Origin of the sequence: Streptococcus alactolyticus (assembly GCF_042649785.1) — a bacterium.
GTDB lineage: Bacteria > Bacillota > Bacilli > Lactobacillales > Streptococcaceae > Streptococcus > Streptococcus alactolyticus.
This window is the reverse complement of sequence record NZ_JBHRZX010000008.1, coordinates 26,217-41,314: the sequence shown is the minus strand read 5'-3', so window position 1 is coordinate 41,314 and position 15,098 is coordinate 26,217. Positions and strand designations below refer to the sequence as shown.

The window sequence follows — 15,098 nt, the reverse complement described above, 5'->3', positions numbered from 1 at the left end:
TTAGCCTAACAGCTTCAAGCCTGTTATCAAATGAAATTACCGGCTTACTCAAAGATAGCGAAACAATTTTTTTGAGTAAAGCAAGGTGGCTAACTTCATTATAGAACTTTCAGATTTTTAGAAAAAAGATAGTCAATTATGGATTTTTTTAGTATAATATAAGCAAGTATATGGGGGAGCGCTTATATGATTACGTTATTTTTATCACCGAGCTGCACCAGTTGCCGAAAAGCTCGTGCTTGGCTCAATGAGCATGACGTGAAATTTCAAGAACACAATATCATCACGAACCCGCTCAGTCACGAAGAATTGATGACCATTTTATCCTTAACAGAAAATGGTACAGAAGACATTATCTCAACTCGATCAAAAGTTTTTCAAAAGTTAGATCTTGACGTTGATGATCTCTCTGTTTCAGAATTGATTGACTTGATTTCGCAAAATCCAGGTTTGTTGCGTCGTCCGATTATCTTAGACGACCACAAACACATGCAAATTGGATTTAACGAAGACGAAATTCGAGCCTTTTTACCAAAGGATTACCGCAAACAAGAGTTGCGTCAAGCGACGATTCGAGCTGAGATAGACAGTTAAGAAAGGAGTAGCTCAAAGAAAGTCTTTAAAAAAACAAAAGTAGTGTCTGATCATAAGCTTATTGCGATGAAAAGACGCTCGTGCGCGTTGGAAAAGACTATTTTGAGGACAAATACTTTATGAAGAATTATAGCTATCCGCTTGATCCATCTTGGAGCACTGATGAAATTGCCTCGGTGCTTTCTTTTTTGAATCGAGTTGAAGACGCTTATGAAAGCAAGGTAGCCATCAAAGATCTCTTAGACAGCTACGCAGCATTTAAAACCGTTGTAAAAAGCAAGGCACAAGAAAAACAAATTGATCGAGCTTTTGAACAATGCAGCGGTTATTCAACCTACCAAGCGGTGAAACAGGCACGCGCGACAGAGAAAGGATACATTTCTCTTGAAAACTAAATTTAACTTTGCCAAAGAAATCATCCGTGAGGCAGGTGCCTTTGTTAAATCACACATGATTCAAGAACTAGACATTGAAGAAAAGACCCGTTTTGATGATTTAGTGACCAATCTTGACAAGGCAACGCAAGATTTAGTCATTGGTAAAATCAAGCAAGCCTATCCCGATGACCATATCATGGCCGAAGAAAATGGCGTTTATCACCCCGTGTCTGACGGGCATGTGTGGGTTTTGGATCCTATTGACGGCACGGTGAATTTCATTGTTCAACGTGATCATTTTGCCATTATGCTCTCTTATTACGAGGATGGTGTGGGGCAATTTGGCTTGATTTACGATGTCATGGGTGATACGCTATACAGCGGTGGCGGGCAATTCGACGTCTATGCCAACGACAAAAAATTACAGCCCTACCAAGACGTACTATTAAACCGCAGCTTGATTGGTTGCAATGCCATGATGTTTGCGGATGATTATCACGGCATCAAAGAATTGGTTCAGCAAAGCCTTGGCGTACGCATTTACGGTGGCGCAGGCATTAGCATGGCTTATGTCTTATCAGGGCAATTATTAGCCTATTTTTCACATATTCAGCCGTGGGATTACGCTGCTGCTAAGGTCATGGGGGAAAAATTAGGTTATGTCTTGCTCACTATTGATGGCAAGGAGCCTGATTTCAAGACTCGTCAAAAAGTCATGTTTGTGCCTAAGGCAAAATTAGCAACTATTCAACAATACCTCAAACCATAAGTGAGGATAGATCAGAAAGGGACAGTATGGCAGAAGCAAGTTGCCGCAGTTGGTACGAGGGAGATGCCCTTTTAGAAGCTTATCACGACACTGAATGGTGCAAGGTCACCCACGACGACCAAGCCTTGTTTGAATGGCTGTGCTTGGAGGGCGCTAGTGTAGGCTTGTCATGGAAAACCATTTTGCACAAACGTAGCAACTACTGCAAGGCTTTTCATGACTTTGACATTGACGCTTGTGCCAAGATGACTGACGAAGAACTAGAAAGCTTGTTATCAAATTCTGGTTTGATTCGCCATCGCAAGAAAATTTTCAGTATTCGCCAAAATGCGCAAGCCGTCCAAGCCATCCAAGAAAGCTATGGCTCTTTTGACGCTTACCTCTGGCAATTTACCAAAGGACAGATCATGGACCACAAGTGGGAACAGTTGTCTGATATTCCTACCGTGTCAGACTTGTCCCAACAACTCAGTAAGGACATGAAAAAACGTGGCATGGTTTTTGTAGGACCTGTGATTACCTATTCGTTTTTGCAAGCTATCGGCGTGGTTAATGATCACCTAATAAGTTGTCCCTACCGATAATGTGTCAAAACCTAGCTCGGCATGGGGCTAGGTTTTTCACTAGAATCATGTCAGTAATGAAAGGAAAATTAAGATGATAGAGTGGCTCTTGTCACAACATGTGGTTTTGCTCGCCTTTTTAGCAGGGCTCTTTACTTGGGGCTGCACCATTTTGGGGTCTGCCGTGGTCTTATTTTTCACGCAGGTCAATCGTCGCCTGTTGGATGCGACAATGGGTTTTGCGGCTGGTGTCATGATTGCGGCATCCTTTTGGTCTTTGCTCAATCCTGCCTTGGAGTTTGCCCAAGCAGATTATGGCACAATGGCTTGGTTGCCTGTGGCGATTGGCTTTTTAGTGGGTGGTTTTAGTCTACGTTTGATTGATGTTTTAGTGCCCCACTTGCATTTGGGTATGGACCTTTCTGAAGCAGAAGGCATTCAGCCCAAGAAAAAACTCTCAAAAACCGCCTTGCTCTTTTTGGCTATCACCATCCACAATTTTCCTGAAGGCCTTGCCTTGGGTGTGACCTTTGGTGCCTTGGCTTCTTCTCAGCAGCCGAGCGTCGCAGCTCTTGTGGCGGCGCTTAGCTTGACAGTGGGGATTGGCTTACAAAATATTCCTGAAGGTGCGGCCTTGTCTATTCCTATCCGAGCAGAAGGGCGCTCTCGCAAATGGGCCTTTTTCGTGGGAGCTATGTCTGCCATCGTTGAGCCAGTTGGTGCTGTTTTGGGTGCTGCCCTTGTTTTGATGATGTTGCAAGTCATTCCCTATGCCCTAGCCTTTGCGGCTGGCGCCATGATTTTCGTGGTGGTGGAAGAATTGATTCCAGAGTCGCAGACCAATGGCAATACCGACATTGCCACGATGGGCTTGATGGCAGGCTTTGTTTTGATGATGGTTATGGATGTCGCTTTAGGATAAGCGGCATTTTTTGATAGAAGGGGGAGTTGATTAATTGAAAACGAATTCAAAATACCATATAATAGGAGAAAAAGAAAGAAGGTGATGTGATGGCGATTACCCTTCACTTGTATTACAAAGGTGAGAACGGCAAAGCCAAGCAATTTATGGAAGAAATGGAGCAATCAGGCACGGCAGCAGCGATTCGTGCGGAAAAAGGCAACCTCAAATACGATTATTTCTTCCCAGTTAGTGACCCTGAAACGGTGCTTTTGATTGATAGTTGGGAAAATCAGGCTGCTATTGATGCCCACCACGCCTCACCCATGATGGCAACAGTGATAGCGCTCAGGGACAAATACGACCTGCACATGACGGTAGAGCGTTACTTATCAGACGACTACCCAGCAGATGATGTTTTCATTCGCCACTAGTCATTTGCCCTTTTCAAACGGGAAAGTTGATTATTGTCCTCTTATGAGATATGATAGGAGAAAAAGGAGAGAAAAACTATGTCAACATTTGCAGAATATTTCACACCCATCGTGGCTCAAGAAGCTGAGCAATACCTTAAAACAGCGGATGAATTCATCCTTTTCATCGGACGTCCAACGTGTCCTTACTGCCGCCGTTTTGAACCAAAATTGACTCAAGTAGCCAAAGACAATGATTTGACGGTTTATTATTTAAACAGCGAAAATCAAGATTCTGTGACACAAGATTTGCGTTTAACTTACAACATTCCAACAGTTCCAGCCCTTGTGGTGGCTAAGTCAGGCAAGGTTCGTGTGGTCTGCGATTCTTCATTATCAGAAGCCGTTATTTTAGACTTCATCAACCAAGACTAAGGGCTCTGTTATGGAAATCAATCATTACGACTACATCGTCATTGGTGCGGGTTCTGGCGGGATTGCTTCAGCCAATCGTGCCGCTATGCACGGTGCCAAGGTTATTTTATTTGAAGGCAAGGACATTGGCGGTACCTGTGTTAATCTAGGCTGCGTGCCTAAAAAAGTCATGTGGTATGGAGCACAGGTTGCTGAAACGCTAAACACCTACGCTGCGGAATATGGTTTTCAGGTCAAGGATACGGCGTTTGATTTTAAAACCCTAAAAGCCAATCGTCAGGCTTATATCGATCGTATTCATGCCTCTTATGAGAGAGGTTTTGACCATAATGGGGTTGAGCGTGTCAAAGCCTACGCTAGCTTTGTGGATACTCATACGGTTGAAGCAGCTGGCAAATATTACACGGCGCCGCACATTCTCATTGCGACGGGGGGTCATGCCCTTTATCCTGACATTCCAGGGGCAGAATATGGTATGACCTCAGACGGCTTTTTTGCTTTGGATGATGTTCCAAAACGCACGGCTGTTGTTGGCGGTGGTTACATTGCGGTTGAATTGGCTGGGGTGCTTGAGGCACTCGGTTCGAAAACGCATCTCTTCGTTCGCTATGACCGTCCTTTGCGTCGCTTTGATAAAGACATCGTTATAACACTCGTGGATAATATGGCTAAAAACGGACCGCATCTGCATACGAATGCCATACCAAAAGAAGTCCTCAAAAATGCAGACGGCAGTTTAACCATTGGCTTTGAAAACGGCGAATCTTACACCGTTGATGCTGTGATTTGGGCGATTGGCCGCAAGCCAAATGTCACTGGGTTTGGCATTGAAAAGGCAGGGGTTGCCCTAAATGACAAAGGATTTATCCAAACGGACGCTTACGAGAACACCTCTGTTGAAGGCTTGTATGCCCTTGGCGATGTCAATGGCAAATTGGAATTAACCCCAGTTGCCGTCAAGGCAGGCCGTCAATTATCAGAGCGTTTGTTTAACGGTCAAAGCCATGCCAAGATGGACTACACCAACGTTCCGACGGTTATTTTCAGCCACCCATCTATTGGGGCTATCGGCTACACAGAAGAAGAGGCCATCGCAAGATTTGGCAAGGACGAGATTAAGGTTTACCGTTCAAGTTTCACACCGATGTACACCGCTTTGGGCGACCATCGCCAACCTTGCGTGATGAAATTAGTCACGCTTGGTAAGGACGAAAAAGTTATCGGTTTACATGGTATCGGATATGGGGTCGATGAAATGATTCAAGGCTTTGCCGTCGCTATCAAGATGGGGGCAACCAAGGCCGATTTTGACCAAACCGTAGCCATTCACCCGACAGGCGCAGAAGAATTTGTTACCATGCGTTAGTCAAATAAACAATTCAGAAAGGCAGTTTTCAGCATTCGAAAACCGCCTTTTAAAATGCACAATTTCTCCTGTTTTTAAGTTGTAATTAACATGTGAAATTGTTATCATATAAGTATGTTATTACCTGAAACATTTATTGAAAAATACCGACATCTTCTTGGTTCTGAAGCAGATGCTTTTTTGGCGTCGTTTGATGACGAACCCGTCTCAGGATTCCGTGTTAATCCGCTAAAACCCGTGCAAGTCACCTTTAACGATCCTATCCCCAATACACCTTGGGGATATTATGGCAAGGTCAACGGCAAGTCGTCTGAGCACGTGTCAGGATTGGTTTATTCGCAAGAACCCGCTGCTCAGATAGTGGGACAAGTTGCTGCGCCAAAAGAAGGCATGCGAGTGTTGGACTTGGCAGCCGCTCCAGGAGGAAAATCCACACATCTATTGAGTTACCTTAATAACACAGGGGTTTTGGTTAGCAATGAAATTTCCACCAAGCGTAGTAAAATTTTAGTGGAAAACATTGAGCGTTTTGGTGCCAGAAATGTTGTTGTGACCAACGAAAGTTCTCAAAAATTAGCCAAGGTATTTCCAGAGTATTTTGACCTGATTGTTTTTGATGGTCCTTGTTCTGGTGAGGGCATGTTTCGTAAGGACCCATCTGCCATTCAGTATTGGCATGAGGATTACCCAGCAGAATGTGCGGCTTTGCAAAAGGAGATTTTAGCAGAAGCCATGACCATGCTGGCTCCTGGCGGCACACTGGTTTATTCGACTTGTACTTGGTCGCCTGAGGAAAATGAAGGCGTGGTAAGCTGGTTGCTAGACAACTACGAAAGCTTAGAATTGCTCCCAATTGACAAAATCAATGGCATGATTGGGGGAATTGATATGCCTGAAGTGGCTCGCATGTATCCCCATCATTTTAAAGGGGAAGGACAGTTTGTGGCGAAGTTGCGAGATACTAGACCTCCTAAAACGCGTCGCATCAAGCCAACTTCTTCTCGTTTGAACAAGACGCAATTGACCTTGTGGCAGGATTTTGCTAAAAAGCATCTAACCGTTGATTTGAAAGGGACGCTGCAAACCTTTGGTGATAATCTCTATCTCTTGCCTGAGGGCTTGCCTGATTTAGCCAAGTTAAAAATTGCCCGAAACGGCCTGCATCTAGGAACCTTTAAAAAGAACCGCTTTGAGCCGTCTTTTGCCTTGGGCTTGGCCCTTTCTCCTCAAGAAGTGACCCAGTCTGTTGAAATTGATATAGAACAGTTCAAACATTATGCATCAGGAAATGTCGTGCCGCTCGACACTTCGCTAGCAAACGGCTGGTATTTGGTCACGGTAGAAGGGAACGGCATAGGATTTGCCAAAATCACAGGAAAGGTACTTAAAAATTACTTTCCAAAAGGTTTACGATTTTACTCGTAAACTGTTATAGATATCATTTATCAAAATAAGTCGAGAAGCACTTTGCAAATGCTTCCTTAATATGTTACTATTTTTTTGTAAGGTATTTGTAAGAGGCTTGTAAAGTTTATCTCATGGGGTGTACCTTGTATTTTCAAATAAGTAGGAATCATAAATGAAACAAATGAAAAAATGTAGCTTTCTCATGCTAATTGCTTCAATGGTCGTCATCTTATCGGGATGTGCGAGTTGGATTGATAAAGGACAGTCGATTACCAGCGTTGGTTCTACGGCCTTGCAGCCACTTGTAGAAGCTGCTGCTGATGAGTTTTCTTCAATCCATGTTGGGAAGACCATTAACGTCCAAGGGGGCGGGTCTGGTACTGGGTTATCGCAAGTACAATCTGGTGCGGTCCAAATCGGGAACAGTGACCTGTTCGCAGAAGAAAAAGACGGTATCGATGCTTCCTTATTGGTGGACCACCAAGTTGCCGTTGCAGGTCTTTCAGTGATTGTCAATAAAAAGGTTAATGTGAAAAACCTATCACTAGAACAACTGCAAAAGATTTTCACTGGTGAGATTACCAACTGGAAAGAAGTAGGCGGTCAAGACCTACCAATTTCAATCATTAATCGTGCCGCTAGTTCAGGTTCACGTGCGACCTTTGACAGTGTTGTGATGAAAGGAAAAACAGCCATCCGTAGTCAAGAACAAGATTCAAATGGTATGGTTAAATCCATCGTTTCACAAACACCAGGAGCCATTTCTTATTTGGCATTTGCCTATGTTGACGATAGCGTCAAAACACTTGATTTAAACGGTTATTCTCCGACAGCTGAAAATGTAACAACTAATAACTGGCCACTCTGGTCTTACGAACACATGTACACTAAAGGTGAGCCAACAGGTTTGACAAAAGAATTTTTGGATTTTGTCATGAGCGACGAAGTGCAAAACGGTATTGTCAAACAAATGGGTTATATTTCTGTTAATGATATGAAAGTAACCAAGTCAGCTGACGGTACAGTAACAGCAAAATAAGGAGAAGTGATGAAAAATCAAGAACTTGAAAAACAATTAACCTCGCCGTCAAAAAATTCGCGCTTGGAAAAATTTGGTCGAGGCATTACATTTTTTTGCCTAGTCTTAATTGTTTTTATTGTGGCAATGATTCTCGTCTTTGTTGCCCAAAAAGGGCTATCGACTTTCTTTGTCAATAAAGTCAATCCACTAGCCTTCTTATTCGGCGGAAAATGGGATCCAAGCTCAGGATCATTTGGAGCCCTTCCAATGATTTTAGGGTCGTTCATCGTAACCATTTTATCAGCCATTATCGCTACACCGATTGCCATTGGTGCAGCCGTATTTATGACTGAGATTTCTCCAAAATACGGTGCGAAAATTTTACAGCCAGCGATTGAATTGTTGACTGGTATTCCATCTGTTGTTTATGGATTTATCGGTTTGCAAGTCATTGTGCCATTTGTACGCTCAATCTTTGGCGGAACAGGTTTTGGTATTCTATCAGGGGTATGCGTCTTGTTTGTCATGATTTTACCAACTGTGACCTTCATGACGATTGATAGTTTAAAAGCTGTCCCTAGACATTACAAAGAAGCTAGTTTGGCAATGGGCGCAACTCGTTGGCAAACCATTTGGCGTGTAATTTTGAACGCTGCAAGACCTGGTATTTTTACGGCGGTTATCTTTGGTATGGCACGTGCCTTCGGTGAAGCCTTGGCCATCCAAATGGTGGTGGGAAATTCAGCCGTTATTCCAACGTCATTAACCACACCAGCAGCAACCCTAACATCCGTCCTAACGATGGGAATTGGTAATACTGTCATGGGAACTGTTCAAAATAACGTCCTATGGTCATTAGCCTTAGTTTTACTTTTGATGAGTCTTGGATTCAACATACTCGTTAAATTTATTACAAGAGAAAGAAAGAGAAATTATGCACGCTAAAAAAATAGATAAAATAGCAACAGCCGTTCTCTACACCATTGCAGGAATCATTGTTGCGATTTTGGCATCGTTATTGCTTTATATTCTAGTTAAGGGGCTTCCTCACGTTAGCTGGTCATTTTTAACAGGACGTTCATCGTCTTATGAAGCTGGTGGAGGTATCGGGATCCAACTCTATAACTCCCTCTTTCTTTTGGTGATTACCTTAATCATCTCTATTCCCCTATCACTGGGAGCTGGTATTTACCTATCAGAGTATGCTCGAAAAGGGCGTTTGACGAACTTTATCCGTACCTGTATTGAAATCTTGTCATCACTTCCATCAGTGGTTGTTGGTTTGTTTGGGTATTTGATTTTCGTTGTTCAATTCCAATACGGTTTCTCAATCATCTCTGGTGCCCTTGCCCTTACGGTCTTTAACTTGCCACAGATGACTCGTAACGTTGAGGATGGTTTGCGAAATGTTCACCACACACAACGCGAAGCTGGTTTGGCTCTTGGTTTGTCACGCTGGGAAACGGTTATTCATGTCGTTGTACCAGAAGCCCTTCCAAGTATTGTCACAGGTATCGTGCTTGCTTCAGGTCGTATTTTTGGTGAAGCCGCTGCCCTTATCTACACAGCAGGTCAGTCAGCGCCAGCTCTTGATTGGTCAAACTGGAATCCACTAAGTGTTACCAGTCCAATTTCTATTTTCCGTCAAGCAGAAACCTTGGCCGTACACATTTGGAAAGTTAACAGTGAAGGAACCATTCCAGATGCGACCCAAGTTTCTCAAGGTAGTGCAGCAGTCTTGTTGATTTTCATCTTGATTTTTAACTTATCAGCTCGTTACATCGGCAGAAGACTTCATGCAAAATTAACGTCAGCAAACTAAAGGAGAAGAGATGGCAGATTACAACTGGAATGAAAGACATATTATCACCTTTCCTGAGGATAAATTGGCTTTAGCTACCAAAGATTTGCATGTCTATTATGGGCAAAAAGAAGCCATCAAGGGCATTGATATGCAATTTGAAAAAAATAAAATCACAGCCCTTATCGGTCCATCAGGATGTGGGAAATCAACCTTCTTACGCAGTTTAAATCGCATGAACGATACGATTGATATTGCTAGAGTAACAGGTGAAATTCTTTACGAAGGCATTGACGTGAACGCTAAAAACATCAATGTTTATGAAATGCGTAAGCACATCGGAATGGTATTCCAACGACCAAACCCTTTTGCCAAATCCATTTATAAAAACATCACCTTTGCTTATGAGCGTGCAGGGATTAAAGACAAGCAATTCTTGGATGAAGTGGTTGAAACCTCTCTGAAACAAGCAGCATTGTGGGATCAGGTTAAAGATGACCTTCACCATTCTGCCTTTACCTTATCAGGTGGGCAACAACAACGTTTGTGTATTGCTCGTGCCATTGCGGTTAAACCAGATATCTTGCTCATGGATGAGCCTGCGTCAGCCCTTGACCCAGTAGCAACCATGCAGTTAGAAGACACCATGTTTGAGTTGAAGAAAAATTACACCATTATCATCGTAACGCACAACATGCAACAAGCAGCTCGTGCTAGTGATTACACCGCCTTTTTCTACCTTGGAGATTTGATTGAGTACGATAAGACCAACAACATCTTCCAAAATGCAAAACTCAAATCAACAAGTGACTACGTGTCAGGACACTTTGGTTAGGAAGGACAGAGATGACAGAACCTATTTTAAAAGTTAGCGATTTATCTGTTTATTACAACAATAAAAAAGCGCTCAATAATGTATCCATGAATTTCTATCCTAACGAAATTACCGCTTTGATTGGTCCATCAGGTTCTGGGAAATCAACCCTCCTACGTTCTATCAATCGTATGGGGGACTTGAATCCAGAAGTGACTCTTACAGGCTCTATTGTCTATAACGGTCACAATATTTATAGCCCTAGAACGGATACTGTTGAGTTGCGTAAGGAAATCGGTATGGTGTTCCAACAACCTAACCCGTTTCCAATGTCTATTTATGAAAACGTGGTTTATGGCTTACGTTTGAAAGGCATTCGCGATAAACAAGTGCTTGATGAAGCTGTGGAATCTTCTCTCATTGGGGCATCTATTTGGGATGAAGTGAAAGACCGTTTACATGATTCAGCTCTTGGCTTGTCAGGTGGTCAGCAACAACGTGTCTGTGTGGCTCGTGTTTTGGCAACCAGTCCAAAAATTATTTTGTTGGACGAACCGACATCTGCCCTTGACCCGATTTCAGCAGGAAAAGTCGAAGATACACTGTACGGCTTAAAAGAGAAATATACCATGCTCATTGTTACACGTTCGATGCAACAAGCGTCGCGTATTTCAGACCGAACAGGGTTCTTCCTTGACGGCAATCTCGTTGAATACGGTGAAACACATGAGATGTTCATGAATCCAAAACAAAAAGAAACAGAAGATTATATTACAGGAAAATTTGGTTAATATTTAGAAAGTATCATATAAGAGAGGCGATATAATGTTGAGGTCAAAATTCGATGATGAATTAGAAAAACTGCATAACCAGTTTTATGCGATGGGAACTGAGGTTTTATCACAAATCAATAAAACAGTGCGTGCGTTCATTAGCCACGACCGCGAATTAGCAAAAGAGGTTATTGAAGGGGATGAGGTTGTCAATAATTTTGAAACCAAGTTGGAGAAGAAATCACTTGAAATCATTGCCTTGCAACAACCTGTGTCACACGATTTGCGAACTGTTATCACAGTTTTGAAAGCCTCAAGCGATGTGGAACGTATGGCTGACCATGCTGCTTCTATTGCAAAAGCGACTATCCGTGTCAAAGGTGAAACCCGTTTGCCAGAGGTTGAAGAAGAAATCAAGAAAATGGGAAAAGCCGTGCGTAGCATGGTAGAAGAAGCTCTTGATGTTTATATTACAGGTGACGAAGAAAGAGCTTATGAAGTCGCTGCTTCTGATGAAGTCATCGATAACTATTTCCGTGAAATCCAAAACATGGCAGTTGAAGCTATCCGTCAACAACCTGATACGATTTTTGCAGGAAAAGAATACCTTCAAGTCATCACCTATTTAGAGCGTATCGGTGATTATGCCCGCAATATTTGTGAATGGGTGGTTTATCTCAAAACAGGTAAAATTATCGAATTGTAAGGCAACTCACTTACTTTTTGTAGGTTAGTTCTGACAGATAGGCCCTGTTTGTGGTATAATATTAGGGTTCGGTGATCTTTATGTCACTAGAGTTAGTGATAATGAATCAAATTGAAGTGAGGGATGAGGCATCAAACCTCATTTCTGTATTCTAAAGGAGTTATATGAAAACTGTAGAACATTTTATTGAAAAATTTGTTCCTGAAAATTACAACATTTTTCTTGACATCAATCGTACTGAAAAATCATTTTCAGGAAATGTCGCTATTACCGGTGAAGCTTTAGACAATGTCATTTCATTCCACCAAAAAGATTTAACCATTGCATCTGTTTTATTGGACAATCAAAACTTGGATTTCAAGGTTGATAACCAACAAGAATCACTTAGTATTGACCTACCAGAAACAGGGACAATTACACTTGTGATTGAATTCTCAGGAAAAATCACGGATAACATGACAGGTATCTACCCATCTTATTACACAGTAGATGGCATGAAAAAAGAAGTAATTTCAACACAGTTTGAAAGCCACTTTGCTCGTGAAGCCTTCCCATGTGTTGACGAACCTGAAGCAAAAGCAACCTTTGATTTGAGCATCAAATTTGACCAAGCTGCTGATGAAATTGTTCTATCAAACATGCCTGAAGTGGATGCAGAGCGCCGCAAAGAAACAGGTCTTTGGACTTTTGATACCACTCCACGCATGTCATCATATCTTTTAGCCTTTGCACTTGGTGATTTGCAAGGTAAAACAGCATCAAGTAAAAACGGAACAGAAGTTGGTGTCTTCTCAACCAAAGCCCACAATCCAAAAACATTGGATTTTGCCTTGGATATCGCTGTTCGCGTGATTGATTTTTACGAAGATTATTTTGGTGTTCGCTACCCTATCCCATTGTCATACCACGTGGCACTTCCTGACTTCTCAGCTGGTGCTATGGAAAACTGGGGCTTGGTAACTTACCGTGAAGTGTACTTGCTCGTTGATGAAAATTCTACCGTTAAGAGCCGTCAAAATGTTGCGCTTGTCGTTGCTCACGAATTAGCTCACCAATGGTTTGGTAACCTAGTAACCATGAAATGGTGGGATGACCTATGGCTTAACGAATCATTTGCTAACATGATGGAATACGTGTCTATCGATGCTATTGAACCTTCTTGGAACATCTTTGAAGATTTCCAAACAACAGGTGTGCCTTTAGCACTTCAACGTGATGCGACTGACGGTGTGCAATCTGTTCACGTAGCTGTTAACCACCCAGATGAAATTAATACCTTATTTGACCCTGCCATTGTTTATGCTAAAGGAAGCCGCTTGATGCACATGCTTCGTCGTTGGCTCGGTGATGATGATTTCAGAGCAGGTTTGAAGATTTACTTTGAAAAACACCAATACAGCAATACCATCGGTCATGACCTTTGGGATGCCTTGTCAGAAGCATCAGGCAAAGACGTTGCTGCCTTTATGGATGCTTGGTTGGAACAACCAGGTTACCCAGTTGTGACAGCAGAAGTGGTAGATGATACGCTTGTTCTTAGCCAAAAACAATTCTTCATCGGAGAAGGACAAGACCAAAACCGTATCTGGCCAATTCCATTGAATACCAACTGGACAGGCTTGCCAGAAACCTTGACTGAAGAACGCCTTGCTATTCCAAACTTTAGCCAATTAGCCGCTCAAAATGAAGGTGCGCTTCGTTTGAACACTGCTAATACAGCTCACTACATCACTAATTACAAAGGTCAATTGTTGAAGGCTGTTCTTAACCAATTAACAGAACTTGATACCACATCAAAACTACAAGTAGTTCAAGAACGCCGTCTTTTGGCTGAAAGTGGTGAGATTCCTTATGCGGAATTGATTCCATTATTGACTAAATTGACAGATGAAACTTCTTACCTTGTGTCTGAAGCAATTGCGCAAGTTGTGGATGGTTTGGATATGTTTATGGACGAAGGTAGTGAAGCCCAAGCTGAATTCAAAGCCTTGGTTAACCGTTTGATGCAAAAGAATTATGACCGTCTAGGATTTGAACCACAAGTTGGAGAATCTGACGAAGATGAAATGGTTCGTCAAAAAGCGATTAGCTTGATGCTTTATGCAGACAATGCGGACGCTGTGGCTAAAGCCGAAGAAATCTTTGACGCTCACAAAGAAAACATCGAATCTATCCCTGCTTCAATCCGCTTATCTGTTTTGGCCAACCAAGTAAAACACGCTGAAACAGAAGGATTGGTATCATTATACTTGGATTGCTACGTTAAGACTAATGATGGTAACTTCCGTCGTCAATTGGCTGCTGCCTTGTCTAACACCAAAGAAAAAGCAACCGTTGAGCGCATCTTGGGCGAATTGAAAAACAAAGATGTTGTGAAACCGCAAGACCTTGCCATGAGCTGGTACCGTCCATTCCTTAACAAGGACTTCTCACAAGGAGCCTTCTGGAATTGGGCTTGTGAAAACTGGGATTGGATTACCTCTGCACTTGGAGGCGATATGAGTTTTGACAAATTTGTCATTTACCCAGCTAACACCTTCAAAACACCTGAACGTTTGGAAGAATACAAAGCCTTCTTTGAACCACAATTAGATGACATGGCTATCAGCCGTAACATCACAATGGGTATTAAAGAAATTTCAGCTCGTATCAACTTGATTAACACAAGCAAAGCTGCTGTTGAAAGTGCTTTGGCTGAACTATAAAAAGAATGACCATTAAAATCATTAAAAACGTTTGAGGCAGCTCAGACGTTTTTAACTGTTATCTGATTTAGCTAGTCTTAAGTTATCTGGGCTAGAATAATAAAAACATGATTTACATGAACTTAAGAGGATGTTAATAAGATTGTAAGGAGATAGCCTATGATTAAGATTTTGTTAGTTGAAGATGATTTGAGCTTGTCAAATTCTGTCTTTGATTTCTTGGATGATTTTGCGGATGTGATGCAGGTTTTTGACGGTGAAGAAGGTCTTTATGAAGCTGAAAGTGGGGTCTATGACTTGATTTTGCTTGACCTTATGTTACCTGAAAAAGACGGTTTCCAAGTGCTTAAAGAATTGCGTGAAAAAGGTATTTCGACGCCTGTTTTGATTATGACAGCGAAAGAAAGCCTTGATGATAAGGGGCATGGTTTTGAGTTGGGAGCAGATGATTAC

Annotated in this window: 17 protein-coding genes; all 17 read left to right on the top strand. The window is 42.2% G+C overall.

All coding sequences use genetic code 11. The features are described 5' to 3' along the window. Positions 1-186: 186 nt before the first annotated feature. A complete protein-coding gene (locus ACFORE_RS02445) occupies positions 187-594 on the top strand; it encodes a Spx/MgsR family RNA polymerase-binding regulatory protein (protein WP_154454713.1) in 408 nt (135 codons plus the stop codon). Positions 595-713: 119 nt separating this feature from the next. Beyond that, complete coding sequence (locus tag ACFORE_RS02440) at positions 714-989, top strand: UPF0223 family protein (protein ID WP_293963142.1); 276 nt, start codon at positions 714-716, stop codon at positions 987-989. Next, positions 979-1,740 (top strand): inositol monophosphatase family protein, encoded by a 762-nt coding sequence (locus tag ACFORE_RS02435; RefSeq protein WP_154454715.1) that lies wholly within the window; start codon positions 979-981, stop codon positions 1,738-1,740. The genes ACFORE_RS02440 and ACFORE_RS02435 overlap by 11 nt, the downstream gene beginning before the upstream one ends. A 26-nt stretch (positions 1,741-1,766) precedes the next feature. Continuing rightward, positions 1,767-2,324, top strand: a complete 558-nt coding sequence (locus ACFORE_RS02430; protein ID WP_154454716.1) for a DNA-3-methyladenine glycosylase I — start codon at positions 1,767-1,769, stop codon at positions 2,322-2,324. A 73-nt stretch (positions 2,325-2,397) separates the two neighbouring features. Then, on the top strand, positions 2,398-3,225 hold the full coding sequence (locus ACFORE_RS02425) for a ZIP family metal transporter (protein ID WP_154454717.1): 828 nt from the start codon (positions 2,398-2,400) through the stop codon (positions 3,223-3,225). 89 nt (positions 3,226-3,314) lie between these two features. Then, complete coding sequence (locus ACFORE_RS02420) at positions 3,315-3,638, top strand: putative quinol monooxygenase (RefSeq protein ID WP_154454718.1); 324 nt, start codon at positions 3,315-3,317, stop codon at positions 3,636-3,638. A gap of 78 nt (positions 3,639-3,716) precedes the next feature. Further along, positions 3,717-4,052 (top strand): DUF6568 family protein, encoded by a 336-nt coding sequence (locus tag ACFORE_RS02415; RefSeq protein WP_154454719.1) that lies wholly within the window; start codon positions 3,717-3,719, stop codon positions 4,050-4,052. Positions 4,053-4,062: 10 nt separating this feature from the next. Then, positions 4,063-5,418 carry a glutathione-disulfide reductase gene (gene gorA / locus ACFORE_RS02410; RefSeq protein ID WP_154454720.1) on the top strand — a complete coding sequence of 452 codons (1,356 nt, stop codon included), beginning with the start codon at positions 4,063-4,065 and terminating at the stop codon, positions 5,416-5,418. A gap of 114 nt (positions 5,419-5,532) precedes the next feature. Then, complete coding sequence (locus ACFORE_RS02405; protein WP_154454721.1) at positions 5,533-6,843, top strand: RsmF rRNA methyltransferase first C-terminal domain-containing protein; 1,311 nt, start codon at positions 5,533-5,535, stop codon at positions 6,841-6,843. A 163-nt stretch (positions 6,844-7,006) separates the two neighbouring features. After that, on the top strand, positions 7,007-7,864 hold the full coding sequence (locus ACFORE_RS02400) for a phosphate ABC transporter substrate-binding protein PstS (protein WP_373875625.1): 858 nt from the start codon (positions 7,007-7,009) through the stop codon (positions 7,862-7,864). 9 nt (positions 7,865-7,873) lie between these two features. Next, positions 7,874-8,791 (top strand): phosphate ABC transporter permease subunit PstC, encoded by a 918-nt coding sequence (gene pstC / locus ACFORE_RS02395; RefSeq protein ID WP_235300297.1) that lies wholly within the window; start codon positions 7,874-7,876, stop codon positions 8,789-8,791. Beyond that, positions 8,781-9,668, top strand: coding sequence for a phosphate ABC transporter permease PstA (gene pstA / locus ACFORE_RS02390; RefSeq protein WP_154454724.1), 888 nt, complete (start codon positions 8,781-8,783; stop codon positions 9,666-9,668). Before pstC ends, pstA begins: the two co-directional genes overlap by 11 nt. Before the next feature lie 10 nt (positions 9,669-9,678). Then, positions 9,679-10,482 (top strand): phosphate ABC transporter ATP-binding protein PstB, encoded by an 804-nt coding sequence (gene pstB / locus ACFORE_RS02385; RefSeq protein WP_154454725.1) that lies wholly within the window; start codon positions 9,679-9,681, stop codon positions 10,480-10,482. Between the two features lie 11 nt (positions 10,483-10,493). Further along, entirely contained in the window at positions 10,494-11,252 is a 759-nt protein-coding gene (gene pstB / locus ACFORE_RS02380; protein WP_154454726.1) for a phosphate ABC transporter ATP-binding protein PstB, read from the top strand. 34 nt (positions 11,253-11,286) lie between these two features. Continuing rightward, positions 11,287-11,940 carry a phosphate signaling complex protein PhoU gene (gene phoU, locus ACFORE_RS02375; protein ID WP_154454727.1) on the top strand — a complete coding sequence of 218 codons (654 nt, stop codon included), beginning with the start codon at positions 11,287-11,289 and terminating at the stop codon, positions 11,938-11,940. 164 nt (positions 11,941-12,104) lie between these two features. Further along, a complete protein-coding gene (locus ACFORE_RS02370) occupies positions 12,105-14,645 on the top strand; it encodes a M1 family metallopeptidase (RefSeq protein WP_380434946.1) in 2,541 nt (846 codons plus the stop codon). 159 nt (positions 14,646-14,804) lie between these two features. Continuing rightward, the coding region (locus ACFORE_RS02365) for a response regulator (protein WP_380434945.1) at positions 14,805-15,098 on the top strand (294 nt) is incomplete at its 3' end.